This is a genomic window from Vreelandella stevensii S18214 (assembly GCF_000275725.1).
In the GTDB taxonomy this organism is placed as follows: domain Bacteria; phylum Pseudomonadota; class Gammaproteobacteria; order Pseudomonadales; family Halomonadaceae; genus Vreelandella; species Vreelandella stevensii.
Map to the genome: position 1 here is coordinate 1 of NZ_AJTS01000012.1, position 15,683 is coordinate 15,683.

17 protein-coding genes are annotated in these 15,683 nt (G+C 61.1%); 15 read left to right on the forward strand and 2 right to left on the reverse strand.

Going from position 1 to position 15,683, the window contains the following annotated elements:
• Window positions 1-581 (reverse strand): Maf family protein (locus HSS18214_RS0101470; protein ID WP_016913547.1); only part of this gene is annotated, 581 nt, incomplete at its 3' end.
• A 172-nt stretch (window positions 582-753) separates the two neighbouring features.
• On the opposite strand from HSS18214_RS0101470, the gene HSS18214_RS0101475 reads away from it, so the two are divergent.
• The 15 genes from HSS18214_RS0101475 to HSS18214_RS0101545 all read left to right on the forward strand — a co-directional run bounded on the left by HSS18214_RS0101475 (window position 754) and on the right by HSS18214_RS0101545 (window position 13,809).
• On the forward strand, window positions 754-1,302 hold the full coding sequence (locus HSS18214_RS0101475; RefSeq protein ID WP_016913548.1) for a YceD family protein: 549 nt from the start codon (window positions 754-756) through the stop codon (window positions 1,300-1,302).
• A gap of 36 nt (window positions 1,303-1,338) precedes the next feature.
• Window positions 1,339-1,509, forward strand: coding sequence for a 50S ribosomal protein L32 (gene rpmF / locus HSS18214_RS0101480; RefSeq protein ID WP_009099300.1), 171 nt, complete (start codon window positions 1,339-1,341; stop codon window positions 1,507-1,509).
• A 41-nt stretch (window positions 1,510-1,550) separates the two neighbouring features.
• Window positions 1,551-2,561 carry a phosphate acyltransferase PlsX gene (gene plsX / locus HSS18214_RS0101485; RefSeq protein WP_026001658.1) on the forward strand — a complete coding sequence of 337 codons (1,011 nt, stop codon included), beginning with the start codon at window positions 1,551-1,553 and terminating at the stop codon, window positions 2,559-2,561.
• Window positions 2,562-2,710: 149 nt separating this feature from the next.
• Window positions 2,711-3,670 (forward strand): ACP S-malonyltransferase, encoded by a 960-nt coding sequence (fabD, locus tag HSS18214_RS0101490; protein ID WP_016913550.1) that lies wholly within the window; start codon window positions 2,711-2,713, stop codon window positions 3,668-3,670.
• A gap of 51 nt (window positions 3,671-3,721) precedes the next feature.
• On the forward strand, window positions 3,722-4,465 hold the full coding sequence (gene fabG, locus HSS18214_RS0101495) for a 3-oxoacyl-ACP reductase FabG (RefSeq protein ID WP_016913551.1): 744 nt from the start codon (window positions 3,722-3,724) through the stop codon (window positions 4,463-4,465).
• A 124-nt stretch (window positions 4,466-4,589) separates the two neighbouring features.
• Entirely contained in the window at window positions 4,590-4,823 is a 234-nt protein-coding gene (acpP, locus tag HSS18214_RS0101500) for an acyl carrier protein (RefSeq protein ID WP_008956801.1), read from the forward strand.
• 195 nt (window positions 4,824-5,018) lie between these two features.
• Window positions 5,019-6,257: a beta-ketoacyl-ACP synthase II gene (fabF, locus tag HSS18214_RS0101505; protein WP_026001659.1), complete on the forward strand. Its 1,239-nt coding sequence runs from the start codon at window positions 5,019-5,021 to the stop codon at window positions 6,255-6,257.
• Between the two features lie 6 nt (window positions 6,258-6,263).
• On the forward strand, window positions 6,264-7,064 hold the full coding sequence (gene pabC / locus HSS18214_RS0101510; protein ID WP_016913553.1) for an aminodeoxychorismate lyase: 801 nt from the start codon (window positions 6,264-6,266) through the stop codon (window positions 7,062-7,064).
• Between the two features lie 35 nt (window positions 7,065-7,099).
• Window positions 7,100-8,107, forward strand: coding sequence for an endolytic transglycosylase MltG (mltG, locus tag HSS18214_RS0101515; RefSeq protein WP_026001660.1), 1,008 nt, complete (start codon window positions 7,100-7,102; stop codon window positions 8,105-8,107).
• Between the two features lie 54 nt (window positions 8,108-8,161).
• The gene (gene tmk, locus HSS18214_RS0101520) at window positions 8,162-8,815 is read left to right on the forward strand and encodes a dTMP kinase (RefSeq protein WP_016913555.1); all 654 of its coding nucleotides are present in this window, start codon (window positions 8,162-8,164) and stop codon (window positions 8,813-8,815) included.
• Window positions 8,806-9,789: a DNA polymerase III subunit delta' gene (locus tag HSS18214_RS0101525; protein WP_016913556.1), complete on the forward strand. Its 984-nt coding sequence runs from the start codon at window positions 8,806-8,808 to the stop codon at window positions 9,787-9,789. Before tmk ends, HSS18214_RS0101525 begins: the two co-directional genes overlap by 10 nt.
• A 24-nt stretch (window positions 9,790-9,813) precedes the next feature.
• Window positions 9,814-10,149: a PilZ domain-containing protein gene (locus tag HSS18214_RS0101530; RefSeq protein WP_016913557.1), complete on the forward strand. Its 336-nt coding sequence runs from the start codon at window positions 9,814-9,816 to the stop codon at window positions 10,147-10,149.
• A gap of 37 nt (window positions 10,150-10,186) precedes the next feature.
• Window positions 10,187-11,020 (forward strand): TatD family hydrolase, encoded by an 834-nt coding sequence (locus HSS18214_RS0101535; protein ID WP_016913558.1) that lies wholly within the window; start codon window positions 10,187-10,189, stop codon window positions 11,018-11,020.
• Between the two features lie 27 nt (window positions 11,021-11,047).
• Window positions 11,048-11,608 (forward strand): DUF1285 domain-containing protein, encoded by a 561-nt coding sequence (locus HSS18214_RS0101540; protein WP_016913559.1) that lies wholly within the window; start codon window positions 11,048-11,050, stop codon window positions 11,606-11,608.
• Complete coding sequence (locus HSS18214_RS0101545; protein WP_016913560.1) at window positions 11,605-13,809, forward strand: ATP-dependent helicase; 2,205 nt, start codon at window positions 11,605-11,607, stop codon at window positions 13,807-13,809. Before HSS18214_RS0101540 ends, HSS18214_RS0101545 begins: the two co-directional genes overlap by 4 nt.
• 25 nt (window positions 13,810-13,834) lie before the next feature.
• On the opposite strand, the gene HSS18214_RS0101550 is transcribed toward HSS18214_RS0101545, so the two are convergent.
• Window positions 13,835-15,499 (reverse strand): electron transfer flavoprotein-ubiquinone oxidoreductase, encoded by a 1,665-nt coding sequence (locus HSS18214_RS0101550; RefSeq protein WP_016913561.1) that lies wholly within the window; start codon window positions 15,497-15,499, stop codon window positions 13,835-13,837.
• Window positions 15,500-15,683 lie beyond the last annotated feature (184 nt).

The following is a 15,683-nucleotide window of genomic DNA, read 5'->3' on the forward strand; positions in this document are numbered from 1 at the left end:
ATGCCTGCCTGGCGCAGCATGTCGCAAAGAGCGATCAACGGCAGGCCGATGAGTGCATTGGGGTCGCGCCCTTCCAGGCGCTCGAATAGCGTGATGCCGAGTCCTTCCATACGAAAGCTGCCCGCACTGTCCAGCGGTTGCTCCAGGGCGACATAGCGTTCGATCTCGGCGTCGCGCAGGGTTCGGAAGACGACATCGAACGTCTCTATATGCACCTGGTGGCGCTGCTGGCGAGTGTCCACCAGTGCCAGGCCTGTCAGGAAGCTGACGCGCTGGCCTGAAAAACGTTTCAGGTTGGCGCAGGCGCGCTCGGCGGTATGGGGCTTGCCCAGCACCTCGCCTTCGAACAGAGCAATTTGATCCGACCCGATGATGCAGTGTGCCGGAAAGGATTCGGCGACGGCGTGTGCCTTGCTCAGCGATAGTCGATGCACCAGGGCTTCAGGCGTTTCATGGGGCAGCGGTGTCTCATCGATATCCGGCGATTGGCACTGGTAGGGTAGCTGTAATCGGTCGAGCAGGGCTTGCCGCGAGCGTGAGCTGGAGGCCAGCACCAGCGTGGCATTGGGGGCGAGGGGCACGATACTCTCCTGTGAGTGACGAAACGGTGTGGAAGAAAGGGAAAATGCATCGCCGACAGTTTAGCGAAAAGCCCTGACGCATGCCTGTTGCGGCTGTGTGCGAGCAGAAACTGCCAAGAATTATGCTGCTGGCTTTGACACCGGCGGGGCGAGTGCCTATCATTGCGCGCCTATGTTGACCTCACAACTCCCCAGCCGGGTTGAGCCTTATAAGCTTGCAGCCCGCCGCGAACGACTCGAAGGCCTGGTAGCCTTGAACAAGCTGCCACGCCTGGCTGAAGAAGCCGGCGACCAAACGGGTGACTGTCACGTCATCCTTGAGTTTGGTGTCGATGCCCAGGGCCGTCGCGAAATTCGTGGTTCCTTGAAAGCGACTCTGGCGCTGCCTTGTCGTCGTTGTCTGGTGCCGCTGAATCAAGACGTGTCGAGTGATTTCCTTCTGGGAATGATTTCGGACGAAGCGTTGGCTGCCGAGCTGCCTGCCAGTCATGAGCCTGTGCTGGTGGAAAACGAACAGCTGGACTTGCTGACGGTAGTCGAGGATGAGTTGATCCTCAGCTTGCCGCAGGTGGTCTATCACGATGAGACCGAATGCCATGTCTCGGCGGAGCAGCTGGTCAGCAAGACCGAAGGCGCAGCGGACGAGTCCGCTCCTGCCAAAAACCCTTTCGCGGTGCTCAATGCTTTGAAAAGCAGTGGCGCTTTGAAAGGCAAAAAGTAAGCATCACTTACCCTACATACCTTGGAGTAAACACCCATGGCAGTTCAACAGAACCGTAAAACTCGTTCCAAGCGCGGTATGCGTCGTAGCCACGATGCGCTGAGCGCCCCGACCCTGTCTCAGGACAAGGAAACCGGTACGACTCACCTGCGCCACCACGTTTCTCCGGACGGTTTCTACCGTGGCCGCAAGGTGGTTGAGGTTTAAACCTCGCTCGACCTATCGCGCGGCCAATCAGTGTGAGTGCAGTGCGTCTTGCGATTGATGTCATGGGGGGTGACCAAGGCCCCCGTGCCATTATCGAAGGCTCTGCAAGGGCAGTAGTGGAAAATCCTGTGCTCGAGCTTGCCCTGTTTGGCCCGCATCAGCGTATCGTCGCTGAGCTCTCGCGCTTGCCGCAGCCCTTGGCTGCGGCAGTGTCACGTTTGGTGGTCATCGATGCGCCTGACAGCGTAGCGACTGATGCCACCGCCGCCTGGGCGTTGCGCCGGGGTCAGCACACCAGTATGGCGTCCATGCTGCGTCATGTGGCGGCTGGGCACGCCGTTGCAGGAGTGAGTGCTGGCAATACGGGGGCGCTTGTCGCGTTGGCGCGACGCGAGCTGGGCATGCTGGCAGGCTTCTCCAGACCAGCGATCAGTACCGCCATTCCTGCGCGTTCAGGGCGTCGCTGCTATTTGCTGGATCTTGGGGCCAACGTCGATTCACCTGCTGAACGGCTGGTAGACTTTGCCGCCATGGGAGCGGCCATGGCCCAGTGCATGGACGGTATCGAATGTCCGCGCGTGGCGCTGTTGAACGTTGGTTCGGAAGCCACCAAAGGCAGTGCCACGGTGCGTGAAGCAGATGCCTTGATCCGCCGTTATGCAGACCCCGGTTTCGACTATTGCGGCTATGCTGAGGGGGGTGATGTCTTCCAGGGCGAGCTGGACGTGGTGGTGTGTGATGGTTTCGTTGGCAATGTAATGCTCAAGGCAAGTGAAGGTTTGACTCGTATGCTGGTCGAGCGCGTCCAGATGGCGTTTGAATCGCGCCTCACTGGGCGGCTGGCAAGTCTACTGGCCAGGCCTGTACTCAGGCGCCTCAAGCAGGAGTTGGATCCGGTGCGCTATAACGGCGCTAGCCTGCTTGGGTTGCAGCATATCGTAGTGAAGAGTCATGGCGGAGCCCAGGCAGACGGCTTTTATTATGCCATTTTGCGAGCGCTGCACGAGGTAGAGCAGGATTTGCCCACTCAGTTGGCAAAACGCTTTCGCTGATGCCGCCGTGATCGGATGACAATAAACGATATACGATTTTGCGGGCTATTGGAGGCAGCAGGAGATGCCGACACCCGTTGTCAAACGGGGACAATAGCTACGCCTATCGCTCAATTGAGCAAATGCCTACAAGAGCAAAGGTGAACGACATGTCTCAACCCCTTGCCCTCATTTTTCCCGGGCAGGGCTCTCAGCAGCTTGGAATGCTGCGAGAGCTGGCCGAGCGCTACAGCGTGGTGGGAACGACCTTTGAGGAAGCGTCAGATGCGTTGGGCTACGATTTGTGGAAAGTAGTCCAGGAAGGACCTGAAGATGCATTGAACGCGACCGCATGCACCCAGCCGGCGCTGCTGACCTCCAGCGTGGCCATCTGGCGTGTGTGGCAGGAGTTGGAAGGGCCGCGCCCTAACGTGATGGCAGGCCACAGCCTGGGCGAATACAGCGCCATGGTGTGTGCCGGTGTCATGGGGTTTGCCGAGGGTGTGCAGCTGGTACGCCTGCGCGGCGAAGCCATGCAGCAGGCGGTGCCCGCTGGTCAGGGAGGAATGGCCGCCATTCTGGGCCTGGAGGACCAGGCGGTTGAAGATGCCTGTGCCCAGGCTGCCCAGGGCGACGTGGTGGCTGCAGTCAACTACAATTCGCCTGGTCAGGTGGTCATCGCGGGCAGCAAAGCGGCCGTCGAGCGTGCCATCGTCGCTTGCCAGGAGGCCGGGGCCAAGCGTGCGCTGGCCTTGCCTGTCTCAGTGCCTTCGCACTGTGCGCTGATGAAGCCAGCGGCCGAGCAATTGGCCGAGGCCATGCAGAACATGGAGCTGCGTGCCCCTCGCTACACGGTGGTTCAGAATGTAGATGCCCAGGCGCATGCCGATATCGATACCCTGCGCACGCGCCTGATCGAGCAGCTTTACCAGCCGGTGCGCTGGTCTGCCTGCGTCGAGGCGATGACCGAGCAAGGGGCGAGCGTATTTATCGAGTGTGGCCCAGGCAAGGTGCTGACTGGTTTGAACAAGCGTATCGTGCGCAGTGCCAAGGGGTTGGCGGTGAATGACCCGGATAGCCTGGATGCCGCGCTGGAGCTCGCTCGCGAAGCGTTGGCAAACGGTGCGTGACCAGCGGTTGTTTTCTGCTACCTTTGCTAGTTTGGTGAAAGGATAAACGAAATGACGCAAGAAAAACGAGTGGCGCTGGTAACCGGTGCCAGCCGAGGTATCGGGCGAGCCATTGCGCATGAGCTAGGCCGCCAAGGGCGCATCGTGGTAGGCACTGCCACCAGTGAGTCAGGTGCCGAGAAGATCGATGCCGATCTCAAGGCCAATGGTATCGAAGGTGCAGGCCTGTGTCTGAACGTGACCGATCAGGCCAGCATCGATGAGGTGTTGAAGAACATTGCCGAACGCTTTGGTGCGCCGACCATTCTGGTCAACAATGCCGGTATCACTCGTGATAACCTGCTCATGCGCATGAAGGAAGAGGAGTGGGACTCCGTCATGGATACCAACCTCAAATCCGTCTATCGTGTCAGCAAGGCTTGTTTGCGCGGCATGACCAAGGCTCGCTTTGGTCGTATCGTGTCGATCAGCTCGGTGGTGGCGACCATGGGTAACCTGGGCCAGGCCAACTACGCGGCCGCCAAGGCAGGCATGGAAGGGTTCAGTCGTGCACTGGCCCGTGAAGTTGCCTCGCGTGCGATCACGGTCAATGCCGTGGCACCGGGTTTCATCGCCACCGACATGACCGAAGCGCTGCCGGAAGCGCAGCACGAGATGCTGCTCAAGCAGATTCCGCTCGCTCGCTTGGGTGGGCCGGAAGAGATCGCTGCCGCAGTAGGGTTCCTGACCAGTGATGCTGCAGGTTACATCACGGGTGAAACCCTGCATGTCAATGGCGGTATGAATATGCGTTGATGGCCTTGAGACTGGCGGTTGCGTCAGCTTGAGGGCGTCTATAAACTACCCCGCAGCTTTTGGCTTGCGGTTTCCAAATAGCTGGTTATCTCTAACGGCTAATGTGAACGACTGGAGTACGTTGATGAGTACTATTGAAGAGCGCGTTAAAAAAGTTGTGGCTGAGCGCCTGAACGTAAAAGAAGAAGATATCCAGAATAGCTCTTCTTTCACAGAAGACCTGGGTGCTGACTCTCTGGACACCGTTGAACTGGTGATGGCGCTTGAAGAGGAATTCGACACCGAGATCCCCGACGAAGAAGCCGAGAAGATCACCACGGTTCAGGAAGCCATCGACTACGTAAACGCCCACCAGTAAGGGCTCGGTCGACGCTGTGAACCAGGGTGGCAAGCTGTCCACCCATGTTAAAAAAGCCGTCCTGATATGGGGCGGCTTTTTTGCTTTGCGGTCACAATGAATATAACGTGCAATCTCCGTTATACTAGTCACCAATTTTGTGCTGCAAGATGACCCGGACGGGTCGTGTCACCAAGGATGCCTGGAGGAAAGCTGATGGCGCGGAGAAGGGTAGTGGTAACTGGGTTAGGCCTGGTGACCCCAGTGGGCAACAACGTGGCTGAATCGTGGGCGAATATCGTCGCCGGTAAAAGTGGAATCGCAGCCATCGAGCATTTCGATACCAGCGGTTTCAACACGCGGTTTGGCGGTTCGGTCAAGGACTTCGATATCAGCCCTTATCTGAATCCGAAAGATGCCCGCAAGATGGATCTATTCATTCAGTACGGCATGGCAGCCGGAGCCCAGGCCATTAAGGATTCTGGCATCGAGTGCACCGAAGAGAATGCCGAGCGGATTGGTGTGGCGGTAGGCTCGGGCATTGGCGGCCTGCCGATGATCGAGCAGAACCACAGTGCGCTGCTCAAGGGAGGCGCTCGTCGCGTGTCGCCGTTCTTCGTGCCCGGTTCTATCATCAATATGATTTCCGGCAACATGGCCATTCAGCACGGCTTCCGAGGCCCCAATATCGCGATTACCACGGCCTGCACGTCGGGGACTCACAATATCGGCTACAGTGCGCGTACCATCGCCTATGGCGATGCCGACGTGATGGTGTGTGGCGGGGCAGAAATGGCCACTACGCCCTTGGGCCTGGGGGGCTTCTCGGCGGCCCGCGCCTTGTCTACTCGCAATGACGACCCGCAAGCGGCCAGCCGCCCTTGGGATCGGGATCGGGACGGTTTCGTGCTGTCCGACGGGGCGGGCATACTGGTGCTGGAAGAGTACGAGCACGCCAAGGCGCGCGGCGCGCACATCTATGCGGAGCTGGCAGGCTTTGGCATGAGCGATGATGCTTATCACATGACCGCCCCGCCGGAAGATGGTCGAGGCGCTGCGCTCTCCATGAGCAACGCCATCAAGGACGCGGGTATCGATCCCTCCGAGGTGGACTATATCAATGCCCATGGTACCTCGACGGCCGCAGGCGACCTGGCCGAAAGCCGTGCCGTCGAGAAGGTGTTGGGCAGTGCTGCGCAAGACGTGGCGGTCAGCTCGACCAAATCCATGATTGGCCACTTGCTGGGTGCGGCCGGTGCGGTCGAGGCGGTGTTCAGTATCCTGGCGATTCGTGATCAGGTGGCACCGCCCACCATCAACCTGGATAACCCCCAGGAGGGCTGTCGTCTCGACTACGTGCCCCACACCGCCCGCGACATGCGCATCGATATCACGCTCTCCAACTCCTTCGGGTTTGGTGGCACCAACGGTTCGCTGCTGTTCAAGCGGGTATAGCGCGTCATGACCATGCCTTGGGTGCCGTTCGATGACCGAGGGCTGGCGTATGGGGATGGCCTGTTCGAAACGGTGCTGCTGCGTGAAGGGCAGCCCGTGCTGTGGTCATACCATCAGGCAAGATTGGCCTTGGGGTGCCAGCGGCTTGGTATCCCGATGCCTGCTGATTCAGCACTTGCCGATACGTGGAAAACCCCTGCAGAGGCACCTCTGGAGGTGCTCAAGGTCATCGTGACCCGGGGCAGCGGGGGACGCGGCTACGCGCTCCCCGATCAAATGGCGCCAAGGCTGCTGAGCCGCAGAACGCCTTTTGCTACCAGCCCCGAGCGCTGGCAGCAGGGGGTGCGCGTGCGCTTATGCCAACTGCGGCTGGGTCACCAGCCGCAGTTGGCGGGCATCAAGCACTTGAACCGCCTCGAAAACGTGCTTGCCCGCCGGGAGTGGCAGGCAAGTGCCATTGCTGAAGGGCTGCTGCTTGATCACCGCGATCATGTCATCGAAGCGACCAGCATGAACCTGTTCTGGCAATCGGGTCAGGCGTTGTTGACGCCCTTCGTCGATGGCTGCGGCGTCGCAGGAACGCTGCGGGCTGCGCTACTGGAGCTGAGGCATGTCAGGGAGAGCAAGCTGCCTGTGAGCGCGCTCTCCAGCGTCGAGCGCCTTTGGGTGGGCAACTCTGTGCAAGGCGTGTGGCCCGTGCATCGGTTGGATGACCCGCAGGGCAGCATCTTGCGTACCTGGCCGGAGGTGCAAGGCCCCGACCCGTTACAGCGGGTGGCCCATCCGTTATTGGGCTATCCAGCCTGAATAGCCAACAACGACTTTAAAATCACTGAGGTGACATCGTGAAACGGTTTCTTATCGCCGTGGGGCTGATCATTGCGCTAGGCGTTGCCGCAGTGGCCGGTGGCTACGCCTATTGGCAACATCGTCTGGCGGCGCCCATTGCGCTGGATGAACCCGCGCTTTACCAGGTGCCTGCCGGTGCCGGCTTCAATCAGGTGCTTCGTCAGTTGGAAGCGGAAGGCATTATCCAGGCGCGTTGGCCCTTCCAACTGCTGGCGCGGCTGGAGCCCGAGCAGGTGCCGCGTCTGCGGGTAGGCGAGTATCAGCTGGTGCCGGACATGAGCGGTATGGAGTTGGTGGCACTGCTGGGCAGCAACAACGTGGTGACGTACCCGTTGACCATCCCGGAAGGGTGGACCTTCCGCCAGATGCGGGCTTTGCTGGACAGTGCCCCGAAGCTGGAAAATCGCACCGCCGAGATGAGCGATGACGAGGTCATGGCCCTATTGGGGCGTGAAGGCACGTTTCCTGAGGGTTGGTTCTTCCCGGATACCTACCGCTACCACCTGGGCATGAGCGATGTGGATATTCTGCGCCAGTCGCTGAGCCGCATGGAGCGAATCCTTGAAGAGGTCTGGGAGCAGCGTGATGACGACCTGACCATCGATACCCCCTACGAGGCATTGATCATGGCGTCGTTGATCGAACGCGAAACCGGTGCGCCGGAAGAGCGTCGTGAAATCGCCGGGGTGTTCAAGCGTCGTATGGAGCAGGGCATGCGGCTGCAGACCGACCCGACCATCATCTATGGCATGGGCGAGCGTTATCAGGGGCGCATTACTCGCGCCGACATCCGCGAGGCAACCCCCTACAATACTTACGTGATCGATGGCCTTCCGCCCACGCCCATCGCCATGCCGGGGCGCGCCTCGCTGGAGGCGGCGGTGAATCCGTTGCCGGGTGACACGCTCTACTTCGTTTCCCGTGGCGATGGTACGCACCACTTTTCGCGCACCCTGCGCGAGCACAACAATGCGGTGAATCGCTATATTCGCAACCGCTGACACACAGATCATGGCGAGCATTATCATGGCGTATCTATTCCGTAAGGGGCAGCAATGAGCAAGCGTGGTCGCTTCATCACCCTGGAGGGCGGTGAGGGCGTCGGAAAATCTACCAACGTGGCGTTCGTGGAGGCCTGGCTGAAAGAGCAGGGGCTCGACGTGGTGCGAACTCGTGAGCCCGGTGGCACGCCGCGTGCCGAAGCCATTCGCGAGCTGCTGCTGGATCCTGCACCCCAGGAGCCGCTGAGCGTGGACGCTGAGCTACTGCTGGTCTTTGCAGCCCGAGCACAGCATCTGGCGGAAAAAATCGTGCCGGCCCTGGAGCGCGGTGCCTGGGTAGTGTGTGACCGCTTCACCGACGCCACCTTTGCGTATCAGGGTGGCGGGCGTGGCATCGATCCGGCGCGCATTGCTCAGTTGGAGTGCTTCGTTCAGCAAGGGCTTGCGCCGGATTTGACGCTGCTGCTGGACATGCCCGTCGAGGCTGCCCGCCAACGCCTGGAGGGGCGGTTGCGTGATCTCAATACCCAGCGCGACCGTTTCGAGCAGGAGCAGGCCGCGTTTTTCGGCGCCGTGCGTGAGGCTTACCTGGCGCGGGCCCAAGCGGCACCGCAGCGCTTTGCCGTGGTCGATGCGGCACAGCCTCTCGAAAGCGTGCAGGCGGCCATTGCGCGCGCACTGGAAACACGGATGGCGCAATGGTCGTAAATGATGTCTTGCCGTGGCACCAGGCGACGTGGCGGCAGCTGGTTCGCTTGGCCGACAGCGGTCGCATGCCCCATGCGCTGCTGCTCAGCGGCGCCCATGGGGTGGGCAAGCAGCAGCTTGCCGAAGCGCTGATCGCACGCACGCTATGCGCGCAGCCCGGTGACCAGGCGTGTGGTCATTGCCATGCTTGCCATATGCTGGCGTCAGGCTATCACCCCGACCTGCTGAGGGTGTCGCCGGAGGAGGGCAAGCGTCAAATTCGCATAGACCCCATTCGCGAGGTCAACCGTTTCGTGTCACAAACGGCCCAGCAGGGCGGTTACCGAGTCATCGTCGTGTCACCGGCGGAGGCCATGAACATCGCGGCGGCCAATGCGCTGCTCAAGAGCCTCGAGGAGCCGGGTGAAAAGACGCTGTTCATTCTGCTCTCCGATGTACCCTCTCGCACGCTGCCCACCATCCGTTCGCGCTGCCAGCAGTGGGCGCTACCCAGCGTGGCATTCGACGAGTGCCGTGGCTGGCTGACCCAGCAGTTGGGCGGTGACGAGGCACACTTCTGGTGGCAAGTTTCAGGCGGACTGCCCTTGCTGGCGGTGGAGCTGGCGGCGCCGGAGGAGCGGGCGCTACGCCATCAGATTCATGACTGCTTCGAGCAGCTGGTCAGAGGCGCCGAGCCGGTGGCGGAGGCGGCGCGGTTGGATCGTCAGGCGATCGATTCGATCTTGTGGTACGGTATTGCCTGGCTTGAAGACTTGATCCGGCTAGGGCTGTCGGGCGAGCAAAGCGCGTTGCACAACCCGGATCTTGCGCCACTGTATCGGCAAGCCGTCAAGAATGGCCGGGTTCAGGATTGGTTTCGGCTGCTTGATTACGCCCGCGAGCAACGTCGGCTGCTGGCCGTGGGAGCCAACCCCAACCCGCAACTGGTGCTGGAGGCTTGGCTGGTGCGCTGGTCGGCCCTGCTGCGCTCATGACAACGTGTTTCTGACGAGGTGGTGATGGCTGCTCAAAAAGCGCTCTCCTTGACCATACCGGATGTGCCTACGCTGCTCGCTGCCTATATGCCTTTTCTGGATCGCGGCGGGATCTTCGTCCCCACGCCTTCGCTCTATCGTCTCGGGCAGCCGGTGGTATTGCTGTTGACGCTGCCGGGGGAGACCGAACGCCTTTCCGTCAGCGGTCAGGTCATCTGGATTTCGCCCGAAGGTGTCAGCGGCCGGCGGATGCCGGGCATCGGGGTGCACTTCAGCCAACAGGATTACCCTGTCCGCGACCGGATCGAGACTTTGCTGGCCGGTCAGCTGGACAAGGCGCCGCCTTCGTTCACGTTGTAACATCGTCGTCACGCCACTCATCCCCTGCGAGATTTTCATGTTCGTTGATTCACACTGTCATCTGGACCGCCTATCCGAGCTTACTCACGGCGGCGACGTGGCTGCCACGCTGGCAGCAGCGCGTGCTGCTCACGTGCATCAGTTTCTGGCCATCTCGACCTCGCTGGAAGCGTTGCCTGGTCTGGCCGCCATCGCCAGGGCACATGAGGATGTGGTGATATCGGCAGGGCTGCATCCGCTGCACCAGGCTCCGGTAGAGCCCAGCGTGGAGCAGATCGTGGAGGCCGCCCAGCAGTACGACGTGGTGGCCATCGGGGAAACCGGGCTGGACTACCACTATCAGGAGAGCGTACCACAGGCCGTTCAGCATGAACGCTTCAAGCGCCATCTGATCGCCGCTGCCGAGCTGGAGCTGCCGGTCATCGTGCATACTCGAGAGGCCAAGGAGGACACCCTGGCCCTGCTGCGCGAATACGCCGATCCTAACGTCGGCGGGGTATTGCACTGCTTCACCGAAGATCTGGACATGGCCCGAGAGGCCGTCCGGCTCGGCTTCTACATTTCGCTGTCGGGAATCATCACGTTTCGTAACGCAGCGCCATTGCGAGAGTTGGCTCGACAGCTGCCCCTCGACAGGCTGCTGATTGAAACCGATAGTCCTTATCTGGCCCCCGTGCCCTATCGTGGTAAACCCAATGAGCCTGCCTGGGTCGTCGAAGTCGCCGAGTGCATTGCTCAGCAGCGCGGCATCACCACCGACGAGGTCGCCATGCAGACTACCGCCAATTTCTACCATCTGTTTCGTGGTGCCGTTCCCGATGCACCGCCTCATGTCAAAGAAGCGCTGGCCCAGTCCGGTCTGTTGGTATAGCGCTCGGCGCAGTTCAGGAGAAGGGCGATGACGCTGGATCGGCTACTGCAGCAACGGGGTGACGCGGCAGATATTCCCCCGCTGGATACCTGGTATCCTGCGCTGTCTGGCGACATGGATATCGTGATTCATCCAGACGGCACCTGGCAGCACGAGGGGCAGCCGTTTGCGCGCCCGGCGGTGGCGAAGCTGCTGGCAAGCCTGCTGCGCCTGGACGATGAGGGCTACTGCCTGGTGACACCTGCAGAGCGCTGGCGCGTTCAGGTAGTGGACCGTCCGCTGCTGATCGTGGAAGCGGATTTCTACGCTGACGCCTGGTGGTTCAAGACTCAGTTCGATGATGTGGTGCGGCTGGACCGCCAGCACCCGCTGACGCTGACCGCCACCCCCGACGGAGAGCTGGCTCCCGAGTGTGCGGTGCGCTTTGGCCTGGCCGCGCGCTTGCATCGCAACGTGTTCTACCGGCTGGTCGAGCAGGCCCAGATACACGAGCTGGCCGGTGGCTGCAGCGAGTGTCGTCTTTACAGTGCGGGTGAATGGTATCGGCTGGGCGTGTGGGATCACGGCGTGGCGGGTGAGGTCTCGTGAAACTGACCGCCGAACAGCAGGCCGTCGTTCACCACGATGCCGGGCATGCGCGGGTGGCGGCGGTAGCAGGGGCCGGTAAAACGACCACCATGGCCGCACGCGTGCTGCACCTGTTGGAGCAGGGAGTCTCCCCACGGCGGATGCTGGTGCTGATGTTCAACCGCTCGGCCAAGGATGATTTTCAGCGTCGCCTTGCCAAAATGGCGCCGCAGGGGCAAGCCTTGCCGGATGTACGTACCTTCCATTCGCTCGGGCATCGGCTCACGCAAAGTTTGTGCCGTTGGGGAGCGCTGGCGCCGCGGCGGCTGCTCTCTGCTGAGTGGCAGATGGAGCGTTTGCTGCGCCAGGCAAGTTTCAATGTGCTGGACGATGCCGAGCAGCGGGATGCCGCCCTGGAAGGGGACCGCCTGGAAGCGCTGGCTCATTTTTGTGCTCTGGTCAAAGCAGAGATGTTGCCTGCTGCCACGCTGTATGAGCAGCTAAGCTACGAGCCTGACACCGATTACTTTCCGGCAGCCTTCAGCGAGGCCGAGCGCCTGCTGGAAGCCGAAGGCGTCATGACTTACGCGGACTTGCTCTACCGCCCGCTGCAAGCGCTGGAGGCCGAGCCTGCTTTGCGTCAGCGGGTCGAAGGATTCCTCGACCACGTCATCGTGGATGAATACCAGGATATCAATACCGTTCAGCAGCGGCTGTTGGCCGTGCTGGCAGGCCCTGATGCCAGCGTCATGGCAGTAGGAGATGCCAATCAGTGCATCTATGAATGGCGGGGTGCCAGGCCGGACACCATGCTGGAAAACTTTACCGCCACGTTCGGCACCGCCACGGATTACCCGCTCTCCACGACCTTTCGCCATGGACACGCGCTGGCGCTGACGGCCAACCACGCCATCATGGCGAACCAGCGCCGCCCCGACCAGCTATGCCTGGCGGCTGCCCAGAATCCGAATACCCAGGTCCGCGTGGGGCAGGGCAGCCGCCTGTTGCTGGATGCCCTGATGGACTGGCAGGCCCAGGGGCGGGCATTGAGTGATGCCAGCCTGCTGGTGCGCAGCTGGGCGCTTTCGGTGCCTTTTCAGCTGGCGCTGCTTCAGGCCGGGGTGCCTTTTCGGCTGCTGCGTGAGGATCGCTTCGTGTTTCGCCTGCCGCTGGTACAGGCACTGGCAGGCTATTTGAAGCTGTCTCGGCGGGCCGAACTGCTGCACGACCCCGAGCATCTGCTGCTGTTGCTGTCCCAGCCCACGCCGTTCGTGGCCCGTGAGCGTCTGCAGCGCCTGGCGTCTCAGCTGGCGGCCACCCAGCGCTGGCCAGAGCGAGATGACGCCGTGCTGTCCGCGCTCAAACCCTTGCAGCGGCGCACGCTGAAAAAACGCTGGGAGCTGCTGTGCGAGCTGCCGCGTTTGGCTGGCTGGCCGCCAGCCCGGCTACTGCATCACGTGGTGGATACCATCGATGCCGAAAAGACCCTCAAGCGGGCGGCTGCTCGACGCGACAAGGGCGAGGAAGACGTGCGTCTGCTGGACGTGTTGATCGAACAGGCGGAGAGCGTCCGGGACCCCGATGCCTTCATCGAGCTGCTGGAGCGCCCAGTGGAGAATCAGGCCCAGGGCGTGTTGATTACCACGGTGCATGGTGCCAAAGGCCTGGAGTGGCCGCTGGTGGCGGTGGCCGGCGTCAATGAAGAGGACTTTCCCCACTACAGCCGTGACAACCCGCTCAGCGATGAGCGTCTGGAAGAGGAGCGGCGGCTGTTTTATGTGGCCATCACCCGCGCCAAAGAGCAGTTGCTGGTGCTGCATGACGGTGGCGCTCATCGCCCTAGTCGTTTCATTGGTGAAAGCGCCTGGCAGGATGCCGTGCGTATTGCTGAATGCCTGCATGATGAGGGCGGCAGCGCCGAGCCGCTGGAGGTATCGTCGCCTGGGTTGGTGAGACGCTACCTCGACCGGTTGGGACGCAGTGATATCGTTCTGACTGCCTCGCAGCTCAAGGAAACCCCTGCGGACTATCGAGTGACCATGTCGTTCTACCCAGGCCAGCGCCTGCGTCACGCCGTGTTTGGGGAAGGCGAGGTGGCGGCTGTGGAAGGCAATCCGTCGGACCCCGTCATCGACGTGAGGTTTGTGCAAGCGGGGCGTCGACGGCTGATCGCACGGCGTGCGCCCATCGAACATATTGAGACACCGGTGTCGCCAGTCTGACAAGCGGCACCGGTGTTGGGTAGGCTTACATGTTCGGATAGTTCGGGCCGCCACCGCCTTCGGGGGCTACCCAGGTGATGTTCTGGGCCGGGTCCTTGATATCGCAGGTCTTGCAGTGTACGCAGTTCTGGAAGTTGATCTGGAAGCGTGGCTGCCCCTGGTCATCTTCCACCACTTCATAGACCCCCGCTGGGCAGTAGCGCTGTGCGGGCTCGGCGTATGTTGGCAGGTTGTCCCGAATTGGCAACGCCGGGTCAGCCAGGCGCAGGTGGCAGGGCTGATCTTCTTCATGGTTGGTGTTCGAGAGAAATACCGAGGTGGACTTGTCGAAGGACAGCTTGCCGTCCGGCTTCGGATACTGAATCTTCTCGAATTCGGCCGCCGGTTTCAGGGCGCCGTGGTCGGTGGTGGTGTCGTGCACGTTGGGCAGCTTGTTGCCCAGCAGCTGGTTCGCGAAGTTATAAGCCCCGCCGCCGACCGTGCCATATTTATGGATGGCCGGACCGAAGCTAGCGCTCTCTTTCAGCTCCTGGTAAGCCCAGCTGGCCTCCCACAGGCGTTCGAAGCTGGCCAGCGTCTGCCCACCCTCGTCGCCGCCCTTGATGGCTTCGAAGACGCTCTCTGCCGCCACCATGCCTGATTTCATGGCGGTGTGCAGGCCCTTGATCTTGGCAAAGTTCAGCGTGCCCGCGTCACAACCAATCAGCAGGCCACCGGGGAAGGTCATCCTGGGCAGGCAGTTGAAGCCTCCCTTGACAATCGCGCGCGCGCCATAAGCCACCCGCTTGCCGCCTTCCAGATATTGGCTGAGCACCGGGTGATGCTTCATGCGCTGGAATTCGTCGAAGGGCGAGAGCCACGGATTCTGATAGCCCAGGTCCATGATCAGCCCCACCACGACCTGCTGGTTTTCGGCGTGGTAGAGAAACCAGCCACCGTGGGTCTTGCTGTCCAGCGGCCAGCCAGAGCCGTGAACCACCAGGCCAGGCTCGTGCTTGTCGGCGGGTACATCCCATAGCTCTTTCAGCCCGATGCCGTAGTGTTGAGGGTCTCGACCAGCATCCAGCGAGAACTGCTTGATCAGGCGTTTGCCTAGATGGCCTCTGGCGCCCTCGGCAAATAGCGTGTACTTGGCGCGCAGCTCCATGCCGGGCATATGGCCATCCTTGGGGGTGCCATCGGCACCGATGCCCATGTCGCCAATCAGAATGCCGCGCACCACGTCATCCTCGATGATCACTTCCTGGGCGGCGAAGCCCGGAAATATCTCGACGCCCAGGGATTCTGCCTGCTCACCCAGCCAGCGGCACAGGTTGCCTGCGCTGATCACGTAGCGGGTCAGTTCACCGCCGGTGTTGTGCATGCTTTTGGGTACCAGCGCATTGGGGATTTTCTGCGCCTTTTCGGCATCCTTCAGCAAATAGACATCGTCACGCGTGGCAGGCGTATTCAGGGGAGCGCCGCGCTCTTCCCAGTCGGGAAAAAGCTCCGCCAGGGCGCGGGGTTCGAACACCGCGCCAGACAGAATATGCGCTCCTACCTCAGACCCTTTCTCGACCACGCAAACGGTCAGCTCTTGTTCCGCTGCGTTGGCCTGTTGCATCAAACGGCAGGCGGCGGCCAGTCCAGAGGGGCCTGCGCCCACGATGACCACGTCAAAATCCATTACATCGCGTTCAACGGTTTCCACCCGGTTTCTCCTTATTCTCATAAGTGCCACTCGTCGGTGCTAGCGATTGAGCACTAGCTTATGAAAAGATGGCCTTAATTTAAAACGGTCGTTTGCTTCTGGTTATCACCCATGATAGGCATAATACCTGTGTCAGGTAACCCCTACGATGGCAAAAGCGCACTTTACGGTAAAAGCCGCCAGC

Bases quoted from the DNA above. Each gene is read 5' to 3' on its own strand.
- tmk (WP_016913555.1), top strand. From the start codon at position 8,162: ATGAGCAAGCGTGGTCGCTTCATCACCCTGGAGGGCGGTGAGGGCGTC.
- HSS18214_RS0101540 (WP_016913559.1), top strand. From the start codon at position 11,048: ATGACGCTGGATCGGCTACTGCAGCAACGGGGTGACGCGGCAGATATT.
- fabD (WP_016913550.1), top strand. From the start codon at position 2,711: ATGTCTCAACCCCTTGCCCTCATTTTTCCCGGGCAGGGCTCTCAGCAG.
- rpmF (WP_009099300.1), top strand. From the start codon at position 1,339: ATGGCAGTTCAACAGAACCGTAAAACTCGTTCCAAGCGCGGTATGCGT.
- HSS18214_RS0101535 (WP_016913558.1), top strand. From the start codon at position 10,187: ATGTTCGTTGATTCACACTGTCATCTGGACCGCCTATCCGAGCTTACT.
- fabF (WP_026001659.1), top strand. From the start codon at position 5,019: ATGGCGCGGAGAAGGGTAGTGGTAACTGGGTTAGGCCTGGTGACCCCA.
- fabG (WP_016913551.1), top strand. From the start codon at position 3,722: ATGACGCAAGAAAAACGAGTGGCGCTGGTAACCGGTGCCAGCCGAGGT.
- HSS18214_RS0101530 (WP_016913557.1), top strand. From the start codon at position 9,814: ATGGCTGCTCAAAAAGCGCTCTCCTTGACCATACCGGATGTGCCTACG.
- HSS18214_RS0101525 (WP_016913556.1), top strand. From the start codon at position 8,806: ATGGTCGTAAATGATGTCTTGCCGTGGCACCAGGCGACGTGGCGGCAG.
- acpP (WP_008956801.1), top strand. From the start codon at position 4,590: ATGAGTACTATTGAAGAGCGCGTTAAAAAAGTTGTGGCTGAGCGCCTG.
- pabC (WP_016913553.1), top strand. From the start codon at position 6,264: ATGACCATGCCTTGGGTGCCGTTCGATGACCGAGGGCTGGCGTATGGG.
- HSS18214_RS0101475 (WP_016913548.1), top strand. From the start codon at position 754: ATGTTGACCTCACAACTCCCCAGCCGGGTTGAGCCTTATAAGCTTGCA.